This is a genomic window from Anaerotaenia torta, assembly GCF_050433395.1.
Taxonomy (GTDB): Bacteria; Bacillota; Clostridia; order Lachnospirales; family Lachnospiraceae; genus Mobilitalea; species Mobilitalea torta.
Genome location: NZ_JBNPXH010000001.1, coordinates 305,956 through 318,392, shown reverse-complemented (window position 1 = coordinate 318,392; position 12,437 = coordinate 305,956). Strand labels below are relative to the sequence as shown.

Annotated in this window: 9 protein-coding genes; all 9 read right to left on the bottom strand. The window is 49.6% G+C overall.

Annotation, left to right across the window (positions count from 1 at the left end; all coding sequences use genetic code 11):
• Window positions 1-61 precede the first annotated feature (61 nt).
• The 9 genes from HNQ56_RS01380 to HNQ56_RS01340 all read right to left on the bottom strand — a co-directional run bounded on the left by HNQ56_RS01380 (window position 62) and on the right by HNQ56_RS01340 (window position 12,313).
• Complete coding sequence (locus tag HNQ56_RS01380) at window positions 62-1,390, bottom strand: ABC transporter permease (protein WP_429142017.1); 1,329 nt, start codon at window positions 1,388-1,390, stop codon at window positions 62-64.
• Entirely contained in the window at window positions 1,380-1,907 is a 528-nt protein-coding gene (locus tag HNQ56_RS01375; RefSeq protein ID WP_429142016.1) for a hypothetical protein, read from the bottom strand. Before HNQ56_RS01375 ends, HNQ56_RS01380 begins: the two co-directional genes overlap by 11 nt.
• Window positions 1,908-2,000: 93 nt before the next feature.
• Window positions 2,001-4,493: a COG1361 S-layer family protein gene (locus tag HNQ56_RS01370; RefSeq protein WP_429142014.1), complete on the bottom strand. Its 2,493-nt coding sequence runs from the start codon at window positions 4,491-4,493 to the stop codon at window positions 2,001-2,003.
• A gap of 19 nt (window positions 4,494-4,512) precedes the next feature.
• Window positions 4,513-5,355, bottom strand: coding sequence for an ABC transporter ATP-binding protein (locus tag HNQ56_RS01365; protein ID WP_429142012.1), 843 nt, complete (start codon window positions 5,353-5,355; stop codon window positions 4,513-4,515).
• A 167-nt stretch (window positions 5,356-5,522) separates the two neighbouring features.
• A complete protein-coding gene (locus HNQ56_RS01360; RefSeq protein WP_429142010.1) occupies window positions 5,523-6,725 on the bottom strand; it encodes an AI-2E family transporter in 1,203 nt (400 codons plus the stop codon).
• Complete coding sequence (locus HNQ56_RS01355) at window positions 6,722-7,357, bottom strand: cytidylate kinase-like family protein (RefSeq protein WP_429142008.1); 636 nt, start codon at window positions 7,355-7,357, stop codon at window positions 6,722-6,724. The genes HNQ56_RS01360 and HNQ56_RS01355 overlap by 4 nt, the downstream gene beginning before the upstream one ends.
• A 71-nt stretch (window positions 7,358-7,428) precedes the next feature.
• Window positions 7,429-10,134, bottom strand: coding sequence for a transglutaminase-like domain-containing protein (locus HNQ56_RS01350; RefSeq protein ID WP_429142006.1), 2,706 nt, complete (start codon window positions 10,132-10,134; stop codon window positions 7,429-7,431).
• Window positions 10,109-11,338 carry a DUF58 domain-containing protein gene (locus HNQ56_RS01345; RefSeq protein ID WP_429142004.1) on the bottom strand — a complete coding sequence of 410 codons (1,230 nt, stop codon included), beginning with the start codon at window positions 11,336-11,338 and terminating at the stop codon, window positions 10,109-10,111. Before HNQ56_RS01345 ends, HNQ56_RS01350 begins: the two co-directional genes overlap by 26 nt.
• A 21-nt stretch (window positions 11,339-11,359) precedes the next feature.
• Window positions 11,360-12,313, bottom strand: a complete 954-nt coding sequence (locus HNQ56_RS01340) for an AAA family ATPase (protein ID WP_429142002.1) — start codon at window positions 12,311-12,313, stop codon at window positions 11,360-11,362.
• Window positions 12,314-12,437: the final 124 nt, after the last annotated feature.

Below are 12,437 nucleotides of genomic sequence, written 5' to 3'. Positions count from 1 at the left end.
CGATGACAGAAAGGAGGACATGATGTTCCTTCCTGTCGCCGGCTGAACTCTTTCGTTATAGTTAACCCTCTGTTTTCATAGCTTCAATCGCACTGATCTTCGTTGCACGTCTTGCAGGGAAATATCCCGACAACAGACCTACCGCGACGGAGATCATCAATGATATAAGCGGAAGATAGATCGGTATGATTGAGAACTTGGTATTTGCTGTATCATACATATAGTTACCGGACATCAGCGCACCAAATATGGGAGCGCCATATTTGTTGATAGCCCAGGAGGCGATGTAACCCAGAATAATGCCCACACATCCTCCGAACAAACCAATAATTGCCGCTTCCAGAAGGAAGAGCTTACGGATATCCTTTACCACACAGCCCAGCACCTTCATGATTCCGATTTCCTTGGTACGCTCATAGATGGACATTACCATGGTGTTGGCAATACTGATGGCGGACACGATCATTGCCACCGCTCCCAAAGCTCCCAATACCATCTGAAGGGTATCCGAGGCCTCCTGCAGAGGCTCCAGATACTGCATCATACTGGAAGACTGGAAACCCAGCTTCTTGATCTCATCCTGAACTTCGGTTACTTTATTCAGATTATCCACATTCAGCATGATCTGCTGGTAGTTGTCTATGGACTTTATTGCCCGTTTCCGGTCCTCCAGGGACAGGGTGTTACAGTATTTACGGAAAATCTGCTTCATGTAATTAATATCAACATAGACCCTGTAGTCATAGTCGCTGTCTGTCTTCTCCATCTTGGCGATGTTCTTTAAAGGAAGACTGAACTCCTTCTTCTGATCCGGTATGGCATATCCCTCAAACTTCAGGACCACCTTCTCCTTCTGCAAATCCAGCTGAACCTCATTATAGTTCCGGGAATTATACTCATAGAAGCTCCAAGGCATATTTGATCCGAATACAATCCATGCGTTATCCCCTTCGGTGGGATAGGACCCATAAGCAAGCTCCGGGAAATCAAAGGCCTCAAAGGTGCTCAGATCAATTCCTGTAAGAGATACCCCGCTCCTATACTTTCCGCTGTACAGACTCACATACTGCTCAACCAGCGGAGATACGGCCCTCACATGCTTGATCTTGCGTATCTCTTCCACCAGACGGTCATCCAGCTTCTGTTCCTTTGAGCCTACCCAGTCACCGTTCTCATCGATAATCCCCGCATAGGTTTGGATGGTAATAGTCGTTAATCCTCCCTGCTGCATAACCTGGGATTCAAAATTATTCTCCATTCCATAGCCAATGGATCTCATAATAATGATCGATAAGGAGCCGATGACAACGCCCAGCACGGTTAAAACCGTTCTTGCTTTTCTACGGGACAGATTTCTCAGGCCCATTTTAAACAAATCACTAATCTTCATACAGCTCAATCCCTTTTTTTATTTTTAGCTTGGCCAAAAGAGCTCCCAAAACTATGCTGACTGCCAATACCGCACAGGAAATACCAATTACAAAGGGCCAGGAGGATAACAGGGGATCCTTTACCCCCGCTCCCATGGGATCCACCATCATTCCTTCTCCCATCATGCCGTCACCGCCGGCCATACCTTCTCCGTTCCATGCCATACCATCATCCACTATGATCCCATCACCGGCAGCCATACCGTCTTCCCCGGAAATGACACTCTCATCAACAGCGGCATCTTCTCCTGCAACATCTTCTCCTGCACCCTCGGCTCCATCCGTAACCGCGCTCTCATCACCGGCGGCGTCGCCGGTTACAACATCACCAGCGGCGGCATCAACATTTGTTGTATCCTCCACCGTCACGGATTCGGCAGAGGAAGTGCTCTGCAAAACCTCCCTCGTGCTGTTTGTGCTGCCGACTGCGGTTGCAGTTGCAGTCAATAATATTCCATTATTCAATAAGCTTTCCATAAATAATCTCCATTCTGCCTAAGCACCGTCCTTCGGGTGCCGGCACAAAATTTAACACCAGGATCATTCTCCTGTTTCCCACAGGCTGTCTGATTAGCGCTCGCCCTGTTCCTTCTTACGAAGCTTTACCTTATAAATACTGATAATAACCTTTCTGGTGATCGGTATAAATGCAGCAAAGATCACAACCTGTATTATGATAAACACCCATAACTTAAGAATCGGTTCCTTCGCCGCCGGCACCTCGGGATTGAATACATCCACGGAACCGTCCCCTCCCGGCATATTCGGGTCGAAGGTGGTTGCCGACGTAACCGTTGCCTCAAACTCCTTGGTGAAATTCAGGGTGTCGCCGTTGCTGTCCTCAAAGGTAATCATCAAAGTACCCTTTGCAAGGCCCTCGACTCCCGGTATTACGTCAAATTCACTGTAGCCGGATCTTCCCGCTTCCACCGTGCCAAGGAAAAACATATTGCCGTCCGCCTTCGTGAAATCGCCTTCTACCGTGGCAACTACATTATTCAGCGGAGACTTGCCCATATTATAGAATTCAAAGGACAGAGTAGCCGGATTGCCCACCGTTACCTGACCATCCCAGGAATAAACATTAACATAATCCACCACAGGTCTGGAATTCTCCACCACCTGCAGATTCAACTTCTCTGTACGTCCCACACCGATTTCACCGGTCTCAGGATTGGGCTTAATGCCGTCATACTCATATTCAATAATAACCTCAAGCTCATATGCCTTGGTGCTGGCATCGGACTTCACCTTCATCTCCACCGTCTGCTGTACCGTCTCACCGGGAGCAATCTTGTTGATAAAGAAGCTGTTGCTTCCCTGGGTCACTGAGAATATATTCTCAGCCTGCTTTAAGGTGATGGTGATATTCTTAGCCGCAACAGAACCGTTGGTGTTGTGAATATCAAAGGTAAAATTAAAGGTGGAGCCTGCCCGCAGCTCTTCCACGTCAGCCGCATATTTACTGATAATCAGCTTGGGCATGCTGGCGCTGCCCAGATCATTCTGAATGTTGCGCACAGGTATGATCACTGTGTCGCCGGCAGCATTCTCCGCATAGGAATACTTTACCGTAAGATTGTTCATTCCTCCCGGAATCGTATCGGCCAGATCCAAAGGAACGGAGATGCGCTTCGTCTTTCCTGCCTCTATCTTATCAATATATATGTACGGATCGGAATTCTTCGGAATAAAGGTGGTTCCGTCCAGCCCCTGAAGAGCCAGCTTGATCTCGGTCACATCGGATTTGCTCTTGTTCTGCAAATCAAAGGAAACCGTCACGCTCTGCCCTGCCGCAGGTGATTCCGGGCTCTGGGACACATTATTCAATACCAGAATCGTCTCTTCGTTTACTTCCTCCGGTTTTCCGATTACCTCCGGATAAACATTGACATTTAAGGCGTATTTATTACCCTTCTCATCCACATAATCAACAATCAGATTCAGCTTCTTATTGCCGCCCGTCGCCTTCTTGGATATGGTCAGCGGAAGCTTTGCCTCTAAAATTTTATCAGCACCCACGGAGCCAACCAGAACACTGTCGGTAAAATAATTCTTATAAAAGCCATCCTCGCCGGAAGTCGCGTCGTCCAGTTTAACGGACACATCATCCGCCAGACGATTGCCGTAATTTCTCAGCTTCAGCTTGACAATTACGTTTTCTCCCGGCTTAAAGGTTCCTTCATAGGAAATACTGTCAACCACCAGCTCAGGAGCGTTTTCATTCTTATTAATATCAAAATAGATTTCACTGGAATCACTTCCCGGATTACCATCTACATCCACATACTCAAATTTTGCCATGACACTCTTCAGACCGGGCTCCGCCGTTGTAAGAATACCAATGGGAAGCTCTACGGAATGAAATTCACCGGGCTTAAGATCACCTACCTTAATCCTCTTGGTGGTATACTTCGGGACAACACCCGGCGCACCGTCATAAACCAGACTGTAGTAGGTATTTCTTGCTGTAATCTCGCCTTCATTCCTCATCACAAAGCTGATCTTGGCTTCTTCACCAATGATTGCCTGGCTGACATTAATATTGCCCATCGTAATCTGAGCCTTGGCCAGGGGCTTCAGCACCTGTACCTTGACGGGCTTCTGAAGCTTGAGGGAAACCGTCCCCTCGTCCTCAGGACTGGACACTTCAATATCAATGGACCAGGAGCCAATCCCTGCCGTCTCCTTCACATCCACGTCAAAATCTACATAGGTAGTACCATAATCCGACAGATAGGAAAGCGGATTGCGATTAATATCCGTCAGCTGCGGTACAGAAAAGGAAAAAGGAGCCCCCTCCGATGCCGAGACTGCAACCGTAGCATCCCGCAGGAACCCGTTCATCGCTCTGATGGGAATTCTCATGTGCTTCACTTTTCCCGGAACCAATATCAGGTCGTCTTCCTTTATTGTCTCATTAACCATAATTCCCGTAGCTACTGCCGCAGATACACGGGGTGAACTTCCTGTTAGGCTAAGTAAGGTCATCATCACCGCAGCCATTACCGCCATTATCTTCTTAAACTTTCCTTTCATTCCCTGTCCCTCTACTTCCTTCATATAATGTTATTCTTCTCTCTTATGCTATAATCTGTTCCTGTATCTGGTCATCCGTACCCGGTTCCCCGGCGCGTCCTGCTGCGGGCTCTTCCGTTGACGGCTCCTTTCCGGATTCTCCTGTTTCATCCGGCTGACCGGCTGTCTCCGGAACCTCCGGATGTTCAATCCGCTCTATATGCTCTACTTTACCGTCGAATATATGAATGATTCGATCCGCATATTCTGCCAGCTTCCGGTCATGGGTAACCATGACAATCGTCTGGTGGTTCGCCTTCGCCATGGCCTTAATCAGATCCATAACCTCCCTGGAGGTCTTGGAATCCAGATTACCGGTAGGCTCGTCGGCAAATACAATCTCGGGATTGCTGACAAAGGCTCTGGCGATACCTACTCTCTGCTGCTGACCACCGCTCATTTCTTTAGGCTTATGCTTGAGTCTGGGCCCCAGCCCCACCTTGACCAGCATATCCTTCGCCATTTTCTTTCTCTTCTTTCCCGCTATCCGCTTAAATACCAGGGGTAGCTCCACATTCTCAAGAGCGGTCATGGCATTCATCAGATTATAGGACTGGAATACAAATCCCAGATTATCCTGACGAAACTTTGCCAGACCCTTTTCCCCCATTTTATGTATGTTCTTTCCTTTGATAATGATTTGTCCGGAGGTAAGCTTTTCAATCCCCGCCATAAGATTAAGCAGGGTGGATTTACCGGAACCGGAAGCGCCATACAGGCAGCAGAATTCCCCCCGCCGTATGGCGAAGCTGACATCGTCAACCGCACTGATTCTCTCCTTACCCATCCTGTAAATCTTCTTAGCGTTTCTCACCTCTATGATATTTTCGTCTCCGTTGTTTTTCATTTAACACCTTCCTGACTGAGCGGCAAAAACAGCACATACTGTATAGTAATATTACACCAGATTTCTTAAATAATGCCTACTATAATTCTTAATTTTTTCTTACGATTGTGATTAAGGTACCAAAAGATGCTATGCGTATTTCTGGGTACAATAGATTCCTTAATCAATTATTTCACAGCACCTTTATTATTAGGAACCTCCTTCTTCTTCAGCCGGTTGTTAATAAACCTCACAAAGACCAGCTTAAGATAAGCTCCTATCGGCACCGCCAGCAGCATTCCCAGAAAACCTCCCAGAGCGCTGCCAAAGATCAGAGAAATTATGATGATCAGGGGGTGAATCTTGATGGAGCTGCTTAACAGCCTGGGCCCGATGAGATTGCCGTCGATAGCCTGGATCAAAAACAGCGCTGTCATCGATATAATCCAGGTGCGGATATCCTGACCGATCAGGCAGACCAGGGTGGTGCTGACATAGGCAACAATAGGCCCGAAGTAAGGAATCAGATTTCCGATCCCCGCTAATATTCCAATCACAATGGCAAACTTCACTCCGGTGATGGACAGTACAATACTGATCAGAAACATCATCACAAAGGCATCGATCATCTGCCCGCGGATATACCCTGAGAACACATGATCCAGATCCGAGACCATCCGTTTCAGCCCTTCATTCTGCCGCTCGCTGAACAACGCCCTGCAAATCTTACTGAGATAGGAAAGGAACATCTTCCCATCGATCAGGAAGTAAATGCCGATGATAATGCTGAAGATAAAGGTGGTCAGATAGCTGGACAAATTGGTAACGGAGGTCAGCGTTCCCTCGATGAAGCCCGCCAGGGAGTCCACCAGGAAGGTGGTGCTCTTCAGCACATACTGCTCCAGCTCTCCGGACTGGATATTAAGCTCCTTCAGCCTGGTGAGAACGGACTGGTAGAAAACATTCAGACTGGCCATGGATTCCTTCGCCAGCGCGATCACATCGTCCAGCGTTACCAGCCTGATCTGGTCGGTAACGGTAAATACCAGCAGGGAAATCAGTCCCAATATCACCATACACAGCAGAAGCACCGAAGTAACCGCCGCCCAGGTACGGGGCATAACAATCCGTTTTAAGAGCCGGGTGGACTTCAGCTTCTGATATCTGCGCTCAAACATATCTACCATCGGATCCATCAGATAAGCAAAGATGAAACCCAGAATCACCGGTTTACTTACCTTGATCAGCCAGTGAAGCCGCTCCATAACCTCCTTGATAATCTGCGGAGCACCCTTCACAATCAGACTCAGGGCATAGATAATCACTACGGTTATAATAACATACAGGGAAATCAACATGTACTGCTTATTAATCTTATCCTTCCACTTCATTCTATTCTTCCCTGCTCCCTTTCTTCTGATTTCAGGTAGGTGAGAATACACTCCACCGCATTATCAATCCCTGTATAATCACTGCGGAGGGACAGATGGTAATTCTGGGCCCTGCCCCACTTCCCGCTGGCATGGTAATTATAATAATTCGCCCGCCTCTTATCGGTCCGCAGCAGCTCCTCCTCCGCCTTGCTTTCTTTTATGTGATATTTCTCAATTACTCTCTTCTTCCTGGCTTCCAGGTCTGCCCAGATAAACACATTCACCACATTGCCGATATCCCGGAGGACATAATCGGCACAGCGTCCGACAATAACGCAGGGGCCCTCCGCCGCCACCTTCCGTATGACACCGGACTGGGCCAGATACAGCTGATCATCCAGGGACAGATGGGTAAAGCCGATGTCCTGGCTGCCGTAGGCATTCATTCCCATGGCCAGGGAATACAGCAGACTGTTGGTTGCCTTCTTCTCCGCATGCTCAAAGGCTTCCTCCGCAAAGCCGCTTTCCTTTGCCGCCCTGGAAATAATCTCATTATCATAATACGGAATTCCCAGCCTCGCCGCCAGCTTCTCGCCGATCTCTCTTCCGCCGCTGCCAAACTGCCGGCTGATTGTAATGATCTTATTCATCAAGCTCCCTCCATTTCAATATTTTTAATTAGTATACCACATCTTGCCGAATTGTAGAAGCAATATCCTTATTATAGCAAATTTATTTTCAGATAAATCTTTCTGGGCAGAGATATCTCCCTGTTTACCTGGGCATAGAGATGATTGCGGCAGCTCCGGACCCACTTCAGTTCCTCCTCGGCAATCCGCCCTCTGCCAAATCTCGCCTTGCGCACAATTTCCATCAGCCGATCCAGCTCCTGCCCATCCAGATATCCTCCCTGCTCCCTTATATAGGCTTCACTCTCCTCCAGCAGAGCATTTTTACCCGGAAGACACCGGCCGGCCCGGAGAATCTTCTGAATGTCCCCGAACAGGAAGAGAACCTGCCGGTTCACATTACGGGTGGATCTTGCCCTGCTCCTTTGCCCCACCCGGTAGAGGGATACGGATATCATCGCCAGGCATACAATCCCCAACAGACTCCAGAGGTACAGGCGATCCCCTTTCTCCGGCACGTTCTCCTTCGCCGCTCCGGAAGACCCCTGATCGGCTTTTACCGGCAGAGTAGGGCGGGGAGCGCCGGACGCGGGAGTAAGGCTGCGGGTAGGCCTGGGCGTGGAGGTGGGCACAGGCGTAGGGGCGGGAGAAGGAGAGGGAGTTGCCTCCGGCTCTGTCTCTTCCCCGGCCTCTATGCCTTCACTGATTTTCTCCATTTCCATAGCCAGGGTAGTGTTATAGCTTACCGAAGCCCCGGGGGTGAACTCCACTGGAACCCACCCGCAGTTATCATAATAAACCTCTGCCCAGGCGTGGGCATGATAATCCATGACATCGGCCACAGACTGCTGAAGCTCCATTGACAGCTTCCCCAAACCGGTATAGCGGGTTACCTCCTGATGGCCGGAGCTTTGAACCACCGCCTCCTGTCCGAAAGCATAGCCCTCCGCATATCTTGCGGGGATGCCCATGGCGCGGAGCATCAGAACGGCTGCCGAGGCATAATGTACGCAGTAGCCCGTCTTATTTTCATATAAAAAATATTCCACATAATCCTTTCCCTCCGGCAGCACTCCCGGTGCCAGAGAATAGCTGGTATTCCCGGCCAGATATTTTCTGACGTATTCTATCTTTTCCGCTATACTGCCCGCTCCGGCTGCTTCTGCCTGCTCAGATGAAAAATCCTGCTTAATCCTCTCCACTCCCTCTTCGGGAAGTATGGTATAAGCCCGGTACACATAATCCCGGTACCGCTTCTCATATGCCATATAGCTGCCGGCCCAGTCCCCCAGCCGCATGGATTCGGCATATTTGTTCAGAAAGGATATCCCGTAATAATACAGGTATTCCCAATGCTCCGCCCTGTTTGACGGCGCAGCATACAAATCCTGTTCATACCGGATATCCTTCATAACGTCATAATCCATAAAATAAGGCGCATATAGATATTTCCTGTCAGCCCCCCTGTAATCGATCACCATACCGCTCCGGCTCAGACTGTATTCAGCCCCGCCAGGGTTCTGCCCCTGATCTCCCTGCCATGTCATCTCCGTCTGAAAACGCTTTAAAAAGAGGCTCATCTGGTTCATCGGGTAAAACAGCTCCTCGTTAAACTCTTCTGCCAGCCTTTCGTATTCCTGCCACATCTCCTCTGAATGACTTTCCCACCGGTCACCGGTATAAAAGCTTCCCACGTAGCCCCTCAGGTAAATTCCCTCCGCCACGGATTCTGAAGGTGCAATCACCCTGAGATGCTTCACATTCTCATAGCGGACCTCCCCCGTCTTAGACAGCTCCCCTCCGCTTAAGCCGGTGGAGGATATCTGCCGGCGCTCCGCCCGGAAGCGGTTAAACCGGTCCTCCAGATCCGCCAGGGAGACACGGTTCATCGCCGCCTGTATCTTTGATTTAAGCTCACGGATACCGGTAACTTCATTATACTGTTCCCTGGATACAAGGAGCCTCATCAAAAAGAATATCGTAATACAGAGTATGCTGAGCCAGCCGGCCGTACGGCTGCTGACCCGGTGAAACAAGGAGCGGTGGATCTGGTGAGAACGGTGCCTGACACCGGATCGCCCAAGATAAAGGAGGCATACCACATATGGAACCAGATACCGCTCGGAAGGAATCATTCCAAGGAGGAAGCAGGCGCTCACCGGCAGGAGCATAATCAGCCCTCCGACCCTCACCAGTCGATTACGGACCACCGCTATTGCCAAAAGCGTGCTAAAAGGCAGGGAAATCATAATGACCAGCAGCGTGGTGTCTGCCCTCGCCGTTGTCATATCCGCTAAAAATCTCAGCCGCGGGGTTTCATAATAATTCGAAATAAGCTCAAACAGCAGATTTTCTGTCAGGTAAAAGCCGTTTGCAATCCGATCCAGTCTGCTGTAAAAGAATAGCCCATAGGTAAGAATCCCAAAAAACAATTTAACCAGTTCATAGGCAGGAATTAAGCACAGGCCGAATATGGCCGCGGAATAGATCAGCATCATTCCGTTGATCCGCAGCATATCGCAGGGAATTCCGATACATTCCACAAGCATGGCAATTCCGCTCCAGCTTCCGATTGCTATAACCAGAAACTGAAACAATCTTGTGAAGAAAGGAACCCCTGTCCTGTTCTCCTCCTCAATCTGTACGATAGATTCCATATTTACGCCATCTTCATAACGCTGGTGCATCAAAATATCCACGCCTTTCTCACTGCCTGCAAACCGCTGTCTGCTCTTTTTCTGCCGCTCTGCCGAACTACAATCCGAAATCCCTTTATGCCTCCAGATCCTGCCGGACATGGCGGGGATTCACCGGAATCAGGGATATTCCCGTATCCTCCAGCTGCCGGGCAAGCTCCGCCGCGGGAACTTCACTCTCCAGACGGTCGCGGGCATTCCCATCGGGATCCCCGTGGAAATATCCCAGACAGACCAGCTGCCGGACCGCCGCCTGCAGATCGGACAATGCCTGTATATATTTCTCCGGACGATCTCCGGTGACTAAAATCATATTAGAATACTGCTCCCTCGGATACTCCGCATAGTAGGCGCCAAGGGCATCCGTACCGGATGCATAGGGCCTTGCACGCAGCAGCCCGTCCATCGCCTCAAACAAATCCTTCTCCTCGGAGACCCGTATCCTCCGGCAGATCTTATCCTTTTCCTCATACCAGGCAAAATAATGGAGCCGTCCCGATAAAAGCATGGAATAGGACAGGGAAAGGGCACATTCCGTAAGGGCATCCATCCACAGAAGACGATTTCTTCCCTTCGGAGCACACAGATCAACAAAGAGAAGTGTGGAGCAGCCCAGAGGCTCACTGAACTCCTTAATCATAAGCTGGTCCTGCTTCCTGCTGAGCTTCCAGTGAATTCTCTGGATTCGGTCCCCTTCACGGTACTCCCGGATAGAGAATACCTCCGAAGGATCATCCCCGCTTCTCACCGCCGAATAATATTCGCTGTCCGCAATGCCGGTGTGCAGTGCGGAGAACAGATGCTCCGGCAGCTCATGATACTCCGGCAGAACTGCCGCCGCCAGGACGTCCTTTTTCTTCTTCTCCAGGGAAAATAATCTCAGATAATCGAAAACCCGGACGGACCTCAGGGATATCTCCAGATTCCCGGCATATTCAGAATATAAATTAAGGGTAACATTGGTCTTCGTCCGTGCATCCACCGATACCAGGAATTTTTTCCGATGAGTTCGTGCCGAATACACATTCCTGCAGGTCAGATATATTTTTATGCCGGACATGGGGAATATAGAGGAATTGTCCAATCGAACAGTTACCGGAATCGCCTCTCCCTTCTTTGCCACATGAACCTCCGATACCAGCTCCGCCTTGAGCCTGCCGTACAGGTAACAAAGCTGGGCAAACAGGAAGAAGGGCAGAACCGCCATAGTCAGAAAGAGGATTCCCATATGATATGTGTTATACAAAACCGACAGCAGACCCAGGGCAGCCAGCAGCACCAGATATTTAATAAAATTGCGCAGCATCCCGTCACCCCGTTCCTTTCCTCAGCGCTCTTTCGTCAGGATTCTGGGCGCCTTAACCGTCCTCAGAATATCGTCAAGAAGGTTGTCCACCGTCACATTGTTAATCCGGGCTTTTGATTTCAAAATAATCCGGTGGGATGCCACATCCTTAAAAATCATCTGCACATCCGAGGGAAGCACATATTCCCTCCGGTTCAAGAATGCAATTGCCTTCACGATATTCATGACAGCAAGAGATCCTCTCGGACTGACTCCCAGCTCAATCAAGGGATTCTCCCTGGTCTTCTGAACCAGAAGAGCGATATATTCATAGATGGAATCGTGGATGTACACCTCGTCCACCAGATTTTGCATGGTCAGAATATCCTCCCGCTCCACTACCCGGACAATCCGATCCAGAGGATTGGAGCCCTGGCGTTCCTTTAGAATCCCGATCTCACTGCGAATATCAGGATAACCCATGGACAGGCGGATCATAAAACGATCCAGCTGGGATTCCGGCAGCATCTGGGTTCCCACGGAACCGATGGGGTTCTGGGTCGCCATAACAACAAAGGGCTTGGGAACCTCCCTGGTAACACCGTCCACCGTTACCTTTCCCTCCTCCATCACCTCCAGCAGGGCGGACTGGGTCTTAGAGGAGGTACGGTTGATTTCATCCGCCAGAAACAGATTGCACATAATGGCCCCCGGCTTATACTGATAGCCGTCTCCCTCCCGGTTCAGCAGATGAAAGCCCACCACATCCGTAGGCAGTACATCCGGGGTGAACTGAAGCCGGCGGTGTTCCAGCTCTATCGCCTTAGAGAAAGCCAGAGCCAGGGTGGTCTTCCCCACACCCGGATAATCCTCCAGCAGAATATGTCCCTTTGCCAGGATTGCGGTGAGAACCTTTTCTACAATAACCCGCTTGCCCACCACAGCTTTATTCACTTCATCCATTATCTGTACCGCTATTCCGTTATATGGAACCATAACCTTCCTCCTGCCTGTCTGTCTCCACAGCTTTCTTCTTCCCGCTACGAACCCTATACTCTATCATCACGAATCCTATTCTCCTACCACCCTGTCATCCGCAGATTAGGAGCTCAGTCTTGGA